This is a genomic window from Synechococcus sp. R5-15 (genome assembly GCF_047462035.1).
In the GTDB taxonomy this organism is placed as follows: domain Bacteria; phylum Cyanobacteriota; class Cyanobacteriia; order Thermostichales; family Thermostichaceae; genus Thermostichus.
Window position 1 is genome coordinate 1 of the sequence record NZ_JANSIK010000133.1, and the last position, 16,984, is coordinate 16,984.

Here is a 16,984-nt window from a genome sequence, read left to right on the forward strand (position 1 = left end):
TGAAGCCCGCACTCTCTCGCTTTGGCGGCGCGGAGCGCTTTGCGTCAGCATGAGTGTGGGAGTATGTCACGCTGAAGAAATCTGCAGGGATCCAGTTGGGGACATGTCGAATCCTGCTGCTGTCCAGGACTTGTCTGCCAGCCTGAAGATCGGCCAGGTGGCTCTAGCAGCCGGCTTGCCTGTACGCACGGTGCGCTACTACGAATCGATAGGCCTGCTGAAGCCAACGGTGGAACGGGCGGAGTCCAGCTATCGATTGTTCGACCCTTCGGTTTTGGTTCGCCTGGCTTTTATCCGCCGCTGCCAGAGCCTGGGCCTGAGCTTAGAAGAAATCCGCCAAATCCTGGATGTCCACGACCGAGGGGAGCAGCCTTGCCCAGAAATTCGCCAGCACCTGCAAGACAAGCTGCAGGAGATTGAACAGCGAATTGCCGATCTGCAAGCGCTGAAAAGCCAAATTCAAGGTCTCCTCTCCGATTGGCAGATCCCCCCTGCGGCTGCTGATGAAAAAGAGGTGATCTGCCCGATTTTGCAAAAACCAGAGGCCAGGGGCGGCAAGGGCAACAGCCGTTACTCCACCGTTACCGACTTGGCCAAGTTGCGCGGCTGATCCACATCGGCTCCGCGACGCAAAGCCATGGCATAGGCGAACAACTGCAGGGGGATCACGTTCAGAACCGCCGACAACAGGGGTGTCGTGCTGGGCACCTCGATGATGTGGTCGGCTTTCTCCCGCACCTGGGTGTCTTCGGGGTTGATGAGGGCGATCACCCGTCCCCCCCGCGCCCGCACCTGTTCGATGTTGGAGAGCATTTTTTCGTAGACGGGATCCCGGGTGGCAATGCACACCACCGGCACCCGCTCGTCGATGAGGGCGATAGGGCCATGCTTCATCTCCCCTGCCGGGTAGCCTTCGGCGTGGATATAGCTCACCTCTTTCATCTTCAAAGCTCCTTCCAGGGCAATCGGGGCGTTAACCCAGCGGCCCAGATAGAGCATGTTGGCAACATGATGGTACTGCTCCGCCAGTTGGTCGTAGAGGGCGGCGTCCTTCAGCATCAGGCTGATCTTGCCCGGCAGCTCAATCAAGGCTTGCAGGTGGGCTTGGATCTGGGCCGGGCTGAGGATCCCTTTGGCTTGGGCCAGTTGCAGGGCCAGCAAATACCCCGCCACCAACATGCCAGTAAACACTTTGGTGGAAGCCACGGCAATCTCCGGACCGGCATGGATGTAGAGAACCCCGGCATCCGCCAGGCGGCTGGCCTGGGATCCGATGGCGTTGACAATCGCCAGGGTCGGGATCCCTTGGGTGCGGGCCTCGCTCATGGCTGCCAGCGTATCGACGGTTTCTCCCGACTGGGTTAAGGCCAGCAACAGGTGGTTGGGGCGCAACACCGGCTGGCGGTAGCGAAACTCAGAGGCGTAATCCACCTCTACAGGGGTACGGGCCAAGCTCTCGATGAAGTACTTGAGCACCCAGCAGGCGTGCCAGGCAGTACCACAGGCTACGGCGTGGATGTGCTCAATGTGGGCCAGTTGCGCTTCAGAAAGCGTTAGCCCCTCCAGTGTCACCCGGCCCTGTTCCAGATCCACCCGCCCCCGTAGCGTATCGGTGGTGGTGCGGGGCTGCTCAAAGATCTCCTTTTGCATGAAGTGCTTGTAGCCTCCCTTGGCGGCTGAGACGGGATCCCAGGCCACGGTGATGCTGGATTTGCGCAGCTCCTCGCCGGTAATGCGCAAGTAGCGCACTTGAGACTCCGTGAGAACCGCCATTTCCCCATCTTCTAAGAACACCACCTTGCGGGTATGGCGGACAATGGCAGGCAGATCGGAGGCCACGAAGTTTTCCCCTTCTCCCTCTCCCACCACCACGGCTCCGGCATTGCCCAAACGGGCTGCGATCAGCCGATCCGGCGCCTCCCGATCCAGAGCCACTACGGCGTTTCCTCCCCGCAGTTGCCCCATGACCTGGCCAAAGGCCGCCTCAAAGGAGCCCAGCTCTTCTGTATAGAGGCCGAGCAGTTGGGCGATCACTTCCGTATCGGTTTGGGAGCGGAATGGGATCCCCCGCTCCAGGAGACGCTCCTTTAGCTCCAGGTAGTTTTCCACAATGCCGTTTTGGATCACCACAATGCGCCCGCGCTCGTCGCAGTGGGGGTGAGCATTTTCTTCGGTCACGCCGCCGTGGGTGGCCCAGCGGGTATGTCCGATCCCTACCTTGGCCGTGGGCATGTTGGCCGTCAGCTTCACCAGCAGGTTGTGCAGCTTGCCGGTAGCGCGGACAACTCTCAATCCTTCTTCGGGATCCACTGTGGCAATGCCGGCAGAATCATAGCCCCGATACTCCAAGGTGCGCAGGCCCTCCAACAGGATGGGGGCAGCCCACTGAAAACCCACGTAGCCGACAATGCCACACATTCCTCACACCTCAACCTCAGTCGCGCCAGCGTTGCGTAGCAATACAGGCAACACCTTATCCGCAAAGCCTACCCCAGGTTGGGGATCCCTTCAACGGCTTTGGCCGACGTTGTTCACCTCAGCGGGTTGCCAATTTATGGGGAAGTCTGCGGCTGCCATCCTTGGGATCCAGAGACAATCCCCTGGGCAAAAGAGACGGGCGCAAAATGGAACTGATAACCTTCGGCCACCGCGGGCTGGATCCCATCTTCCCCAGGGACGCTGGAGACCAAGTTGCTCAGCCCCAATACCAACTCTCGAATGCCGCGGCGAAACTGGGGATCCCCGGTCAGCTCGTCGATGTCGGCGGTGATCTTTTGCATGTTTTGAAAGGTGATGCGCGCCGAATCGAGGGTTTGGCGCAGCGTGGCCAGGGTGCCCGGATCGTTGAGGCTGGCGGCAATCTGCTGCAGATCTTCGGTAGCTTGGGCCACGTTCTCCGCAGCCGCTCGCACCTCGGCCAGGATCTGGCGCACATCGGCCTGGAGTTGTGGATCGGTAACCAGCGGGCGCACCGCGCTCGACATGGCCTGGAGATCGGCGCTCACCTGCTGAATGTTCTCCAGGACGGCGTTAAGGGAAGTGCGGTTTTGATCCACCAGGGCGGTGAATTGATCGGCAGCCGCTTGAAAACTGCGGGCAGTTCCCCTCACAGCCCCAGCCGCGTCTTGGATGGCTGTGGCAGCGATCGTGAATTGCAACAAGTCCAGATCTTCGGTGCGCAGGGCAGCTACTCGCTCTTCCACGGTTTCTGAGAGATCGGCCACGCTATTGGCAACGCGGGTGATCCCCTCCAGAGTGGTGTTAAGGGTATCGAAGAGCTCATCGTCGTTGATCCGTGTGAGCAACTGATCCAGCCGGATCAATAACTGGCCAAAATCCACTCCAGGTTTGCCCTCCACCACATCCCCATCGCAGATGATTTGACTGCTGTCGCAATCCGCTGCCAGAGGGGATCCCGTTGCCGCCTGACCCCTCCCCTGGGGCAGGATATCCATCACCGTTTCCCCCACCAACCCCGTCTGTTTGGTTACAAACAGGGCGTTGCGGGGAATAGCCAAAGGCTGGTCAATGGCCACCTGCACCTCCACTTGATTGGGTTGAGGCGTGATACGCTCCACCCGACCTACGGTTACCCCCCGCAGCCGCACGCTGGATCCCTCGGCCAGCCCGGCCACGTTGGTATAGGTGACGGTAAATTGAAAGCCGCGACTGCCGAAGCGCAGGTTGTAGATCCACAAAAACAGGCCGGCAAAGCCCAGCGCCCCCGCCAGGATCAACAGGCCCACTGCCCCTTCTCGCACTGCTCGCGAACGCATCACACCTGCCCCGCCACTTGAATTGGCCCTTCTACGCTACCGCTGAAAAACTGCCGCACAAAGGGGTTATCGCACGTTTCAATCTGCTGCACGGATCCCTCCCACTGCACCCGCCCCTGAGCCAACAGGACAATGCGGTCGGTGGCGCGGTAAATGGTGCTGTGCTGGTGGGTCACCACAATGTAGCTCTCACAGGCTTTTTTCACCTGCTGCAGCTCCCGGATGAGATCTTCAATTACCGTGGAGGCAATGGGATCCAAGCCCGCTGTGGGCTCGTCGTACAGCAGCAATTGGGGCTCATCCTGGGGCAGAGAAGGATCCTCCATAATGGCGCGGGCGAAGCTGGCCCGTTTGCGCATCCCCCCCGAGAGTTCTTCTGGCAGGTTGTGCTCTTTGCCCGCCAGTCCCACCGCCTCCAGCTTGGCGGCCACCAATTCCCGAATACGGGAGCGGGGCAACTGCGAGTGCTCGTAGAGCAAAAACCCCACGTTTTCTTCCACCGTCAGGGAGTCGAAGAGGGCGGCCTGCTGAAACACCATCCCTACTCGCAAAGGGGGAGTTGCATGATGGGCTTGAATCTCCGAGAGCGGGATCCCGCACCAGAGCACTTCTCCAGCGTCTGGCTCCGTTAGGCCGGCGATGATGCGCAGCAGCGTCGATTTCCCGGTGCCCGAAGGCCCCACCAGGCCCAGGGCCTCACCCCGGTACACCTTCAGATCCACGTGGTCAAGCACCACCGTCGAGCCGAAGCGCTTGGAAACTTGGCGCAGCTCCACCAAGGGGGCAGTGCTCTGCACTGCTGGCATGCTCAGAACCTCCGCCCTCGCCAAAGGCTGGAGCCTATTTTCCGCGGCCTGCTGCTCCTTTGGGCTGTCTATGCTGCTTCTGAAGCACTTGACCAATGATTTCAAGCAAAACTGGGGGCTCAGGATGCTTCCCTCCTTGAGTCGGCTTCACTGCTAGTTTAGGAGTCGGCAGGGGCCAAGGCAATGAAGCAGCCCACAGCCCTATCAAGGCAGATCAGGGATCCCTGGCGATAAGCCCAAGCCGTACCTCTCTTCCCCATCCTCCTTGCTCTGCAGCTCAGGGGCGAGGTCTTCCTCGAGGGCAGCCGCCCACCCAGAGGGGATGATCTCTACTTTTTTATCTGTTTTATCTGTAGGCGCTGCCCTTCTCTCTTCTCTCTGCTCTCCGTCGGCCAGCTCCGGCTGCTTATCCTGTTCTGAATGGAGTTTCACGCGCCGCGAGAAGCCCCAGACAAATAAGGGGATCACGGCCACCACCATCCCCCACTCCGGGATCTCGATTTGGGGGAAAAACACCTCCAACAACATGGTGCTCCCCACCAAGGCGATGATGGCAAAAGCGGCGTCTTCCAGGTGAGAGAACTCGTCCAACCAACGCAAAAACAGAGAAGCCATGTAGCGCATCAGGGTAATGCCGAGAATGCCGCCGAGGATGATTACCCAAGCCTTGCGGGAGACGCCCACCGAAGCGGCGATGCTGTCGAAAGAAAAAACCAGATCCGTCAGTTCCACCATCACCAGGGTCTGCCAAAAATTGGCGTGGCGGGTGATGTCCTGTTCTTGGCCTTCTTCCTCGCCCCGAAAGTGCTGCCAGGCTAGCCAGAGCAGATAACAGGCCCCCAAGAATTGGGCGGGCGGATACTCCACCAACCAAACTGCCGCGAAGACAATGGCAATGCGAAAGCTGTAAGCGCCGATGATGCCCCAGCGCAAGGCCCGATTCTGCTGCTGGGGGGTGGGCAGATGCTTCACCAGAGCTGCTAGGGCAACGGCGTTGTCCGCAGAGAGGGCGGCCTCCAAAAACACCAAAGCCACTACCAAGAAAATATCTGTCCAGGTGAAGGACTGAGTCATCCCTTGCGCCAGGATCAAGGTCGCTCCCATCGCATCTGTTGCATTTTTGACAAGTGTTGCATCAATTAGCATATTCGCGCGTTTTGTCCGCCCCAGTCAGTCCAACACAGCAGTTAACCAGCGTAGGAACCCTCCCCATCTTCGGATAAAGGTACCCCAGAAAAAGGCATGAACCCAGTTAGGTGACCAGAGGCAACACCCTCAAACTCCCGAAGGATGGGAAAGAGAAAGCCCAAGCCTAAACTATGGCCTGAGTATAGCCTGTTTGGCTCAGGATCCATTTACAGTTCTTAACCTTCTGAAATCTGGCCATCCTCTGTTGGATCTCCAGTGGGGCCGGATGAGCTCAGTCGAGCCGCCAGCCGTTGTCCGCAACGCAGGATCTGGCCTGCCAGAATCGCCGCCCCAAAACCGTTATCAATGTTCAGCACTCCCACCCCCGCTGCGCAAGAGTTGAGCATGGTGAGCAGGGCAGCCAAGCCCTGGAAGCTGGCCCCGTAGCCAATGCTGGTGGGCACAGCGATCACCGGACAATCCGCCAGACCCGCCACCACACTGGCCAAGGCCCCCTCCATGCCCGCCACCACGATCAGCACGTCCGCTTGCAGGGCCGCCCAGTTGTGCAGCAGCCGATGGATCCCGGCCACCCCCACATCCCAGAGGCGCTTCACCTGAAACCCAGAAAGCTCCAGCGTGAGGGCGGCTTCTTCTGCCACCGGTAAGTCGGCAGTGCCAGCGGAGATCACGCTGACCTGCCCAGGATGGCTGACCACCTGCCGGGACGGGATCCAACACAAGCGGGCCACCTGGGAATACTGCACCTGGGGTAAGCGGCTGCGGATCTCGGCATACACCTGGGCTTCGATGCGGGTGGCCAAGGCCAGGGATCCCCGCTGGTGGAGTTGCTCCAGGATCTGGGCAATCTGATCTGGGGTCTTGCCCGGCCCCCACACGGCTTCGGGAAAGCCCGTGCGCAAGGGACGGTGGTGATCTACATGGGCGAAATCTCCCACCGGCTCGAAGGGCAGAAAGCGATAGGCCTGCAGAGCTTGCTCTGGGGTGAGCTTCCCTTGGGCCACCGCCCGAAACAGATCCTGCAGCGCTGTCGTAGAGGGGGGGGTCATGGAGGATGAGTTAATCTGCAACACTCGGCTTGGATCTTGCCTGGATTTATTGGGCCAAAGACCCGCGCGGGAAAAACAACACCGGATGCCAACTTTGCCGCAAAATCTCGCCGGTGAGGCTGCGAACCGACCACTCCCAAAAGCTGCCCACATGGGGGGAGGCAGTGGCAATGGCCGTCATGTCTTCATCGGCAGCAGTAGCCAGGATCTCTTTGAGAGGGGATCCCACCCGCACCAGGGTGCGCAGCTGTACGGGCTTCACCTGCTCGCTCAGGGGTTCAAGCACCTGGGCCAGGTCAGCCTCGGCTTTGCGCTTGAGCACCTCCACCGGAGTTCCTTGGTTGCGGCGGGCGCTGGGATCCACCACGTAGAGCAGGGTAAGCGTCTGGCACTGGGAAGTACCGGGCAGCAGGTGGCCGAGATGGTTCAGCAACTGCTGACGCGGCTGCTCAAAGTCAAAGGGCACCAAGAGGCAGCGAAACAGGTGGCGGCTGCGCAAGCGCAATTCTTCCAGGGTAAAGGTAGCCAGCAGCTGTGGGCGCATCACCAGTAGGGGGATTTTCAGCTTCGGCAACAGCGTCATGGTGGTGCTGCCGAACAATTTTTCGGCGAGCAGGTTGTGGGTACCCATGCCTGTAATCAGCAGATCGGAGCCATAGGTTTGGATGCCTTTTAGGATTAGATCGGCTGGCCTGCCCGCCTGCACCAGAGCCTCGACTTCCAACCCTGCTGGGATCGGGTTCAGCAGCTTCTGCAACTGGGTCTGCTCTGCCTGGACTTCGGGGGTAATGTCGTCGGGAATGCCGATGTCGTCCTCTTGCCAATCTACGCTGCGGACGAAGGTGACGCGCTCGATGCCATTGCTGTGCAGATCTTCTAGACACTTGCCAAAACGCTGCAGGCCATCTCGGCGGTCGGTGGCAATTAACACGTTTTTAAACATATCGTTTTGAGCATTAGGAGAGAGGGTAGCCGGCTCAAGAGCAACGCTTTGGCCCGCAGCGATCCTAAGCTAACACCTTGCGGGGTTGTTCCCAAGGCAGCAGCTCCGGATCCCTCTTCGGCATCGGTTGCTCACCGGTTGGGATCCGCCAGGTTGCGAAACTGGGTGTACTGACTTTCAAACAGCAGGCGCACGGTACCGGTGGGGCCGTTGCGATGTTTGGCGATAATGACTTCGGCAATGCCGCGATCGCTGGTGTTGGGATCGTAATACTCGGGGCGGTAGATCATCATCACCAGATCGGCATCCTGCTCGATGCTGTTGTGTACCAGCAGCCCGTTGGCCACAAAGTTGTGGTGGCGGGGCATCTCGATGTCGTAAACCGGCTGAGGCTCCCCCGGCTCGCTGATGAGCACCACCGGATCCCAGATCAGCCCCTCCTGCACCACCACTGCCACCTCTTCCTCCAATTGCAGCTCGTCCAAGGTTTTCCAGCCCTGTTGGGTGAAAAAGGGGTGATTGCCGGTGGCGCGAATGGAAAAGTTGAGGCGGGTTTTCAGAAGACAAGTGGGCTGGTGACCACTGCAAAACACTTTCACAGGCTGTTGGGGCACCAAGCGCCCGCGCCCGTTCAAGCTGAGCAGGCGGGGCAGTTCCGCCGCAGCCGGCAGGGCCGCCAGTTGATCCAGCCGCCAGATCTTGCCGCGATCCGCATCCATCACCTGCGTATCCCCGGCCAGACAGCCCGATTCCCGCAGATCCGCCAGCTGTGGACGTTTGTCGGAGCGAGACTCAACAGCTCGACTGAGCTGAGAAAGCACCAGCACCGGCACCATCAGCTCTTTGGCCATGGCCTTGAGGCCACGGGTAATGCGCGACAGCTCCTGCACCCGGTTGTCAGCAGCGGATCCCTGCATCAGTTGTAGGTAGTCGATCAACACCATCCCCAACGTTCCCCCCTGTTCCGCCTGCAAACGCCGCGCTTTGGAGCGAATTTCTGTAACGGTACAGTCGGGGGTATCGTCGATGAACAGGGGCAATTGCGATAAAAAACCAATGGCTTGTCCCAGGCGCTGCCACTCGTGTTCGCTGATGCGCCCAGAACGCAGACGGCTGCTGTCGATGCGGGCTTCGCTGGCCAAAAGCCGCTGCACCAGTTGCTCCCTCGACATTTCCAGGCTAAAGATAGCGACCGGCTGCTTGGCATAGGCAGCCACATTCTGGGCAATGTTGAGGGCAAGACTGGTCTTCCCCATCGAGGGACGACCGGCCAGAATCAGCAAATCGGATCGCTGCAAGCCCTGGGTCAAGTTATCCAGGTCGATGAATTTGGTCGGGATCCCAGGGAGCTGAGCCCCACTCTGGAACTTCTCTTCCAAATCCGAGAAGATATTGACCAAAACCTCGGAGGCCGGGATAAGACTGCGCTGCACCCGCTCTTGGGTGAGGCCAAACACCTGCTGCTCGGCTTGATCCATCACCTGAGACAGGGGCTGACTGGTATCGTAGGCCAAACGAGCCAAGGTATTGCTCACCTGGATCAACTGGCGGCGCATGTATTTATCCATCACCAGGCGGGCATACTGGTCGATGTTGACGCTGCTGACGGTTTGCTCCAGCAGACGACGGATCGCCCCTGTTCCCCCCACCCGCTCCAGAAGATGATGATCCGCCAACCAAGCAGACACAGTCATCAGGTCGGTGGGCTGCCCTTGGCTGTGCAGTTGGAGAGCAGCCCGGTAAATCTCTTGGTGGGCAGAGATATAGAACATCTCTGGACGCAGAAACTCCGCGACCCGCACCAACGCATCCGGATCGAGGAGAATGCCCCCCAGGATTTCCTCCTCGGCTTCAATGTTTTGAGGAGGAAGCCGATCCCCACCCGTTAAGTCGTAATCGCTGATCACCACAAGCCAGGATAGGAAAATCAACCCAGCCCTAGGGCAACCGGCCTCTCAGCCAGTCAGCTCCAATCGTCAGGCGGGTCAAGCTCTAGGCTGAGCATACCCGCTTGTTGCCTAAGGCAAAAACCCTACTCACCCCGGGATCCCTCACAGGAATTCAGGGAGCCTCAAAGGTAGCTTCTCATTCGGGAGTAACCTGAATGCGCAGCGTAGCGGTAACTTCGGGGTGTAACTTTACCTGCACGGGATAAACCCCGGTTTTTTTGATTTCCTCGTTGAGGAGAATGTTGCGGCGGTCGATATCTAGACCGCTGGTAGCCAGCACCACCTCGGCAATATCGCTGGTGGTCACCTGCCCAAATAGGAGGTCGTGTTCTCCCACTTTCTTACGGATGACGAAGCGACCAATGGTCTCCAGAGCGGTCTTGTAGTTTTCCGCCCGTTGTTTTTCTGCCAGTTTACGAGCCGCTTCCTGCTCCAGACGCATCTGCTGCTCTTTCAATATGCCAGGGGTAACCCGCACCGCCATCTGCCGCGGGAAGAGGTAGTTGCGAGCATAGCCGGGCTTGACGTTGACAATCTCTCCGGGCTTGCCCAGCCCTGGGATCGCCTGGCGCAGCACAACCTGCATGTTACGTTTCGACATTGGGAAGACACTTCTTTTCTCGACAGCCCTCCATTCTAGAGGCTCAGCAGGTTCATCGTCAGCCCAGAGTGCCATAGCCACCAGCCCGTCGGCATAGGGGATCCCTTCTCAGAGCTTATTCCCGATTGGCAGGTCTCTAGAGTCCTCTTCCAGCTCTGAACCTTGGCGGGAAGATGAAGAAGCCACCTTTCCAAACTCAAAAGGCGGAAGTTCTCTGTTTTGGGAGATACCCAATCCAGGATAGGGAGTGGCTGACACCAAAGGGGATCCCTTGAGGGGTTTGCAACATTTGGCGGATATCCCCAGAGATAACCTGGGCTTAACCTCGTTTTAACTAAAAACAACTGGCCTTTACGTTATAGTAGCTGCGCGGACTGGCGAAGTCTTCAATGGAGCGTTCCCGAGGGAACCCTGCGTGCTCAAAGGGATCCCTGGGATGTTGCGATCGGTTGAAGGCTTGTTGAGGATCGCAGGCCTAGCTTGAGGGTTGCCTCCAAGCTTACAGGCGGTAGTGGCATACCCAGCCCGACGAGTTTTGATTGGGTTGGGTAAGGTTCTCGAGTGAAGTAGCCTTTTTTAGATCTGGGCTAGGATTTTATCTTCATCTGGGAGAGGAGATCTGTATGGTGACGTTGCACCCCTTGGGGCGTCGTTCTTTCCTGAAGTTTTTGTCTGCCACTGTTGCCGGCTTTGCGGCCAGTCAGACGAATTGGCAGCGGGTGTTTGCTCAGAAGACCATCACCATCAATGGCGCTGGGGCGACCTTCCCGGCCCCCATCTATCAAACTTGGGCCCAAGAGTTTGGCAAGAAAAACCCTAACATCCAGGTCAACTATCAGTCTGTAGGAAGCGGTGCGGGTCGTCGGCAGTTTGTAGCCCGCACGGTCGATTTCGGTGCCAGTGACAGCGTGCCCCGTCCTGAAGAGATCAACCAAATTGAGAATGAGGCTAACCCTCCCAAAGGGATGGTTTCTGTACCCATGGTGGGCGGAGCGTTAGTTGCAGCGTACAACATTCCTGGGGTGGGCCCCGAAATCCGCCTTTCCCGCCTGGCACTGGCGAATATCTTCCTGGGCAAGATCAAGAACTGGAACGATCCCCTGCTGGCTGGCCTTAACCCACAGGTGACTTTCCCGAATTTGCCGATTACCGTCGTGCATCGCTCTGATGGAAGTGGTACCACCGATATCTTCACCACTCACCTCAACGCTATTAGCCCAGAGTGGAAGCAAAAGGTGGGTCGCGGCTCTTCGGTAAACTGGCCAACCGGCGTAGGGGCGCGTGGGAACGAAGGGGTTTCCGAGCAGATCAAGCAAATTCCTGGCTCGATTGGCTACGTGGAATTCGGCTTTGCCAAGCTCAACAACCTGAACATTGCCCGTCTGGAAAACCGGGCAGGCAAGTTTGTAACTCCCAACGTCGAGACGGAGAAAGCGGCGCTGGCCAGAATTCAGCTCGACGAGCGTTTGCTGGGGGTCGATCCGGATCCTATTGGGGAAGACTCTTACCCTATTGTGGGCTACACCTGGATCCTTGCCTACAAGGTTTACCCCAAAGCCGAGACTTCCAAGGCCGTTAAAGAGTTTCTCCGCTACGGCCTTACTGAGGGGCAGGCTTTCGCTGAGCAGTTGGGATATGTGCCTCTGCCGGAAGAAACGCGGCAAAAAGCTCTGGCTGCGCTGGAAGGCATTACCCCGTAAAAACTCTTACCAACCACTTCTGGCTTCAGGCGGATGAATACCTTTTTTTCTGACAGCAGTTCTATGTTTCGGCCTCGGCCGGTTTTCCAGCGCCGGCGCGACCAGGTTTTTATCTGGGCTACGCGGATTGCCGTGTTTTTCTCGGCCTTCCTGCTGCTCTGGATTGCTCTGGAGATCGGCATTCAGTCTTTACCTGCTATAGACAGGTTTGGACTAAGCTTTTTCTGGAACACCACCTGGGATCCGGTCGAGGATATCTATGGGGCCTGGCCACAGATCTACGGCACGCTAGTGACTTCTCTCATCGCTCTGATTGTGGGGGTTCCTTTTAGCTTTGGCATCTCTATTTTTCTGAGCGAGGATTTTCTTCCGAAGTCCTTGCGTCTGGCTCTGATCATTGTGGTTGAGCTGTTGGCGGCTATTCCCAGTGTGGTGTTCGGCATTTGGGGATTGTTTGTCTTCATCCCCTTCTTCCGCCCCGTTCAGATGTTCCTGTACGAGAACTTCAATTGGCTTCCCATTTTCAGCACACCACCGATTGGGCCGGGGATGCTGACGGCAGGGGTTGTCTTGGGGATCATGATCATCCCCATCATCACGGCCATCGCCAGAGAGGTTTTGGTGGCTGTTCCTCCTGAGCTGCGCGCGGCTGCCTATGCGATGGGGGCTACGCGATGGGAAGCCATTTTTGGAGTGGTACTACCGGCTGCGATTGGGGGTATGTTGGGGGCTGTGGTGCTGGGTTTGGGACGCGCCCTGGGCGAGACCATGGCGGTGGCAATGCTGATTGGCAATGCGCGGGGGATTAGAGTCTCGCTTTTGGCCCCTGCCAGCAACATCCCTGCATTGCTGGCCAGCGAGTTTGCAGAAGCAGCCGACGAGCAGATCTCGGCTCTGATGTATGCGGCTTTGATCTTGCTGGTCATTACGCTGGTGGTCAACATCATCGCTGAGCTATTGGTTCGTCAGGTCAAGTTTGCTTTGACGGCTTCTCGGGAGTAGAGGAACATGGCGACACAAGTGGCAGCACAGGCCAATTTGTTCAAACGCAAAGTCAGATCCAAGCGCGTCGTGCTGGACTGGGTGATGACAGGCCTGATCTTTGCTTCCAGCATTTTTGCGATTGTTGTGCTCGCTTCCATCCTTTACTATGTTTTCGTCAATGGCATTGAGCGCTTCAATTGGCAGACCTTAACCCAGCTTCCTCCTCCTCCTGGCGATCAGGTAGGCGGCTTTGGCAACGCTGTGCTGGGAACGATCATTGTGGTATCGATTGCCATTACAATCACTTTCCCTATTGGTCTATTTGCTGCGATCTATCTCTCGGAGTTCGGCCAGAACAGTTCTACAGCATCATCTCTGCGTTTCATTATCAAAGTGCTGACGGGGGTTCCTTCCATCATCGCTGGCGTGTTCGCCTATGGGGTGCTGGTGCTTTCCACCAAGACCTTTTCTGCCCTTTCTGGCGGAGTAGCTCTATCGGTATTGACTTTGCCGATCATCATCCTCTCCTGCGAGGAGGCTCTGCGCTTGGTGCCGGCGGACACTCGGGCTGCCGCCTACGCCTTGGGAGCTTCGCGGGTGCAGACTGTGTTTCGGGTCGTTTTGCCAGCTGCTTTGCCGGTCGTTCTGACGGGAGTGACCTTGGCCATTGCCCGAGCAGCTGGGGAGACTGCACCTCTAATTTTTACTGCTCTGTTCAGCTTTCTATGGCCTGATGGTCTGCTGAAGCCAGTAGCCTCGTTAGCGGTGCTGATCTACAACTTTGCCATTGTTCCCTTCGAGAACCAGCAGAAAATTGCTTGGGGAGGAGCCTTGGCTTTGGTGATTCTGGTTTTGATCACCACGATCAGTTTCCGGCTGCTGCTGAGTCGTCGTCAGGAAACCATTACTATCTGATCTGGTTCTTCTGAGATTTTTGCCTCACTATTCTTCGATTTTGAGTTTGGGTTCTGAAGCAACGTCTACCTCTGGTATTCCTATGCGCCCTCCATTTCCCGGCACTCCTGATTCCTCTGAGAAGTCTGCCAAATTAACTGTTGAGCTGGAAACGCAAGCAGTCAGTGTTTACTACGGCTCTCATTTGGCGGTGAAGCAGGTTTCTCTGAAGATTCCCAAGAATCACATCACTGCTTTTATTGGCCCTTCCGGCTGCGGCAAGAGTACTTTGCTGCGCTGCTTTAACCGCATGAACGATCTGATCCCGGGGGCGAGAGTAGAGGGATCCGTCATTTTTCACGGGAAAAACATCTACGATCCCGATGTAGATCCTGCTGAAGTGCGGCGGCGAGTTGGCCTGGTGTTCCAAAAGCCCAACCCCTTCCCGAAGTCCATCTACGACAACATTGCCTTTGGGCCACGGATCAACGGCTACCAAGGAGACTTGGATGAGCTGGTAGAGCGCACATTGCGTCAGGCCGTCCTCTGGGATGAGGTGAAAGACAAGCTGAAGATGAGTGGGCTCTCCCTTTCGGGGGGACAGCAGCAGCGTCTTTGCATTGCCCGCACCTTGGCCATCCAGCCGGAGGTTATCCTGATGGATGAGCCTTGTGCCTCGTTGGATCCAATCTCCACGTTGCGCATTGAGGAGTTGCTCAAGGAACTGGGCCGTCGCTACACGATCATTATCGTTACCCACAACATGCAGCAGGCAGCGCGGGTCTCCGACTTTACCGCCTTCTTCAACACTGAAGTCGACGAAGAGGGGTTTCGCTACGGACGGCTGGTGGAGTTTAACCGCACTGAGAAAATCTTTAACTCTCCCGCCCATCGGGAAACGGAAGAGTACGTGAGCGGACGGTTCGGCTAATCTGCTGTTGGCGATCCCTCAATTCTGGTCAGTTGGGATCCCGCTCGCCTATTCTAATGGGCGGGAAGATCTATGCAAGGTGAGGCACCGGCGAGATGGCCAAGCGGGTGCGTCTGGATAGCTGGTTGGTGGAGCGCGGATATTTTTCCTCACGCCAGCAAGCGCAACGCTCCATTTTGGCAGGAGAAGTCTTTCTAAATGGGGTGCGGGCGGAAAAGCCTGGAACCTGGGTGAGCGGGGATCCAGCGGTGCAAGTCCAGTCTGGGCCTGCTTTTGTCTCACGGGGGGGAGAAAAGCTACAGGGGGCGCTGCAAACTTTTCCTGTTCAGGTGCAGGGTCGTATTTGTTTGGATGCGGGCATTTCCACAGGAGGTTTTACAGACTGCTTGTTGAAACGGGGAGCCCAGCGGGTCTACGGAGTGGATGTGGGCTATGGGCAACTGGCCTGGTCTTTGCGAACGGATGCGCGGGTGATCCTAAAGGAGCGGGCCAACTTGCGCCATCTGCAGCCGGAGGATCTGTACGGAAGCGAGGCACCTCCCCAGAGCTGGCCGGATTTGGCGGTGGTAGACCTGTCTTTTATTTCCCTGACTAAGGTGCTAGCTCCGCTGTGGAACCTGTTGCGTTTCCCACGGGAGGCGCTGTTGCTGGTGAAGCCCCAGTTTGAGGCCGGCCGAGACCAGGTGGGTAAAAAGGGGGTGGTACGGGATCCGGTTGTCCATGCCCGCGTGCTGGAGACGGTGATGCGCTCGGCCGTGGCCCAGGGCTGGCAGGTGCAAGGCTACACGTGGTCGCCCATCACTGGCCCTGCCGGCAATATCGAGTATTGGCTCTGGCTGGCTGAAGGAGAAGGGATCCCTCTCCCCAGCGGCAGTGCGCTACAACAGATGAGCGAGCAGGCGAGAGCGACTTTACATGCATAGATCGTCGATTTTGTCAATAAGCTAATGTGCTGGATTGAGGGAGATGAGCCAAAAAATTGAAGAATCATTTCAGGAAGGGATTCGGCGCTATGAATCCGGGGAAGCGGCCAAGACGTTAATTCCCTCTTTTGAGTCGATCTGTAAGGGATCCCCAAAGGCGGCGGCGGCTTGGACGTGCTTGTCCTGGCTCTACCTTCTGGAGGGGCAGGCGGAAAAAGCTCTGAAGGCCGCCCAGACTGCTGTGAAGTTGGATCCGGTGGATGCCCAGCCCCGTGTGAATCTGACCCTAGCCATGCTGGAGCTGAAAAAAACCGGGGTACGCCAGCAGGTGGAGACCATCAAGCAAATCTTGGCACGGGATCCCGAGCAGATTGAGGGCGTCAAATCCAACCTGAAGGAGGGAGGGAACCGCCGTCCTGCTTGGCCCCACTTGAGCAAGATTTACAACTGGCTCTTTGAAGAAGATTAAGTGACCCTATTCCTTGTTTTGCAACAAGACTTTAGGAAAATCTAGAGCTTTTTATTTTAATCTACAACTCTTAGCGATGTTCTCATGGAGTTGGTGCTAAACTTCTTGTACCCAATAGCAATATGGGATCCATTTATCGATAGGGGTTAGCTCTCGTCGCTTCTCTTCCCCGGCCTCAGTTGATTGATGAGATTGAACTCCGGGCTGGCGCGGGATGCTTAGCTCGGCGGTGGCTGCACTTCATTATATTGCAGTGGTGTTGCACTGCCGCCGCTTCCATAGCCACTGAATCGAGTCCCGTTTTCCAACCTCACTTTTTTGACCCCTTTGACTGCAGATGGGAGGAACTTTAAGATGAACCGTCAGACCGTTTGGGTTAAGAGCGATACCCGAAACCACCAAGGCTATTTCATTCCCCAGTGTGAGTATACTTTGGTCGAGGCCGACCAAAACGGCTGGGCGCTGATCTGTGCGGACAATGCCCGCTGCTATTATGTGGATCCCGAACAACTCTGGTTTGAGGCGGGATGAGAACTGTTGCTGCCTATTCAGGGCTGCTTGACTTCGAGGGAGTTCTGTAGAAACGCGGGCTCCCCATCATACATTCTCCCCATGCCGTTGGGCAGGGTTTTTTTCATGGGATGAGGATTGGCCCGTCATGCCTGTACACAGAACGGGCTTTAGGCTGGTACCTTGGGGCTTCTTCGACCGCAACCCGGCAATCAATCTAGCGGAGCCGGCGTAAACTACCCGGCTCCGACCGCTAAGCGGTACGGAGCGGGCTTTCAGTAGCCCTGAGCCTGTTCTGCT

At 57.4% G+C, this 16,984-nt stretch carries 16 protein-coding genes and 1 pseudogene; 9 read left to right on the top strand and 8 right to left on the bottom strand.

Going from position 1 to position 16,984, the window contains the following annotated elements:
* Positions 1–610 (top strand): heavy metal-responsive transcriptional regulator (locus tag NW839_RS11210; protein ID WP_414380658.1); only part of this gene is annotated, 610 nt, incomplete at its 5' end.
* Here NW839_RS11210 and glmS read toward each other — a convergent pair.
* The 8 genes from glmS to rplI form a co-directional block, all read right to left on the bottom strand.
* Positions 571–2,418 carry a glutamine--fructose-6-phosphate transaminase (isomerizing) gene (glmS, locus tag NW839_RS11215; protein ID WP_414351842.1) on the bottom strand — a complete coding sequence of 616 codons (1,848 nt, stop codon included), beginning with the start codon at positions 2,416–2,418 and terminating at the stop codon, positions 571–573. The genes NW839_RS11210 and glmS overlap by 40 nt on opposite strands.
* 134 nt (positions 2,419–2,552) lie before the next feature.
* Positions 2,553–3,776, bottom strand: coding sequence for an MlaD family protein (locus tag NW839_RS11220; protein ID WP_414351844.1), 1,224 nt, complete (start codon positions 3,774–3,776; stop codon positions 2,553–2,555).
* The gene (locus tag NW839_RS11225) at positions 3,776–4,582 is read right to left on the bottom strand and encodes an ABC transporter ATP-binding protein (RefSeq protein ID WP_414351846.1); all 807 of its coding nucleotides are present in this window, start codon (positions 4,580–4,582) and stop codon (positions 3,776–3,778) included. Before NW839_RS11225 ends, NW839_RS11220 begins: the two co-directional genes overlap by 1 nt.
* A 204-nt stretch (positions 4,583–4,786) precedes the next feature.
* Positions 4,787–5,686 carry a TerC family protein gene (locus tag NW839_RS11230; protein ID WP_414351848.1) on the bottom strand — a complete coding sequence of 300 codons (900 nt, stop codon included), beginning with the start codon at positions 5,684–5,686 and terminating at the stop codon, positions 4,787–4,789.
* Between the two features lie 260 nt (positions 5,687–5,946).
* Positions 5,947–6,780 carry a nickel pincer cofactor biosynthesis protein LarB gene (gene larB / locus NW839_RS11235; protein ID WP_414351849.1) on the bottom strand — a complete coding sequence of 278 codons (834 nt, stop codon included), beginning with the start codon at positions 6,778–6,780 and terminating at the stop codon, positions 5,947–5,949.
* A gap of 46 nt (positions 6,781–6,826) precedes the next feature.
* On the bottom strand, positions 6,827–7,723 hold the full coding sequence (locus NW839_RS11240) for a universal stress protein (RefSeq protein WP_414351851.1): 897 nt from the start codon (positions 7,721–7,723) through the stop codon (positions 6,827–6,829).
* Positions 7,724–7,854: 131 nt separating this feature from the next.
* Entirely contained in the window at positions 7,855–9,630 is a 1,776-nt protein-coding gene (gene dnaB / locus NW839_RS11245; protein ID WP_414351857.1) for a replicative DNA helicase, read from the bottom strand.
* Between the two features lie 178 nt (positions 9,631–9,808).
* Positions 9,809–10,273 carry a 50S ribosomal protein L9 gene (rplI, locus tag NW839_RS11250; RefSeq protein ID WP_414329820.1) on the bottom strand — a complete coding sequence of 155 codons (465 nt, stop codon included), beginning with the start codon at positions 10,271–10,273 and terminating at the stop codon, positions 9,809–9,811.
* Between the two features lie 623 nt (positions 10,274–10,896).
* On the opposite strand from rplI, the gene pstS reads away from it, so the two are divergent.
* The 8 genes and pseudogenes from pstS to NW839_RS11290 form a co-directional block, all read left to right on the top strand.
* On the top strand, positions 10,897–11,973 hold the full coding sequence (gene pstS, locus NW839_RS11255) for a phosphate ABC transporter substrate-binding protein PstS (protein ID WP_414351852.1): 1,077 nt from the start codon (positions 10,897–10,899) through the stop codon (positions 11,971–11,973).
* 33 nt (positions 11,974–12,006) lie between these two features.
* Positions 12,007–12,975, top strand: a complete 969-nt coding sequence (pstC, locus tag NW839_RS11260; protein ID WP_414351853.1) for a phosphate ABC transporter permease subunit PstC — start codon at positions 12,007–12,009, stop codon at positions 12,973–12,975.
* Positions 12,976–12,981: 6 nt separating this feature from the next.
* The gene (gene pstA, locus NW839_RS11265; RefSeq protein WP_011432706.1) at positions 12,982–13,872 is read left to right on the top strand and encodes a phosphate ABC transporter permease PstA; all 891 of its coding nucleotides are present in this window, start codon (positions 12,982–12,984) and stop codon (positions 13,870–13,872) included.
* 82 nt (positions 13,873–13,954) lie between these two features.
* The gene (gene pstB, locus NW839_RS11270; protein WP_414351854.1) at positions 13,955–14,782 is read left to right on the top strand and encodes a phosphate ABC transporter ATP-binding protein PstB; all 828 of its coding nucleotides are present in this window, start codon (positions 13,955–13,957) and stop codon (positions 14,780–14,782) included.
* 95 nt (positions 14,783–14,877) lie between these two features.
* Positions 14,878–15,705, top strand: a complete 828-nt coding sequence (locus NW839_RS11275; RefSeq protein ID WP_011432704.1) for a TlyA family RNA methyltransferase — start codon at positions 14,878–14,880, stop codon at positions 15,703–15,705.
* 43 nt (positions 15,706–15,748) lie between these two features.
* Positions 15,749–16,174, top strand: coding sequence for a hypothetical protein (locus tag NW839_RS11280; RefSeq protein WP_414351856.1), 426 nt, complete (start codon positions 15,749–15,751; stop codon positions 16,172–16,174).
* 354 nt (positions 16,175–16,528) lie between these two features.
* On the top strand, positions 16,529–16,705 hold the full coding sequence (locus tag NW839_RS11285) for a hypothetical protein (RefSeq protein WP_414332524.1): 177 nt from the start codon (positions 16,529–16,531) through the stop codon (positions 16,703–16,705).
* A gap of 121 nt (positions 16,706–16,826) precedes the next feature.
* A pseudogene (locus NW839_RS11290) lies at positions 16,827–16,919 on the top strand (hypothetical protein); the annotation flags it as partial.
* Between the last annotated feature and the right edge of the window lie 65 nt (positions 16,920–16,984).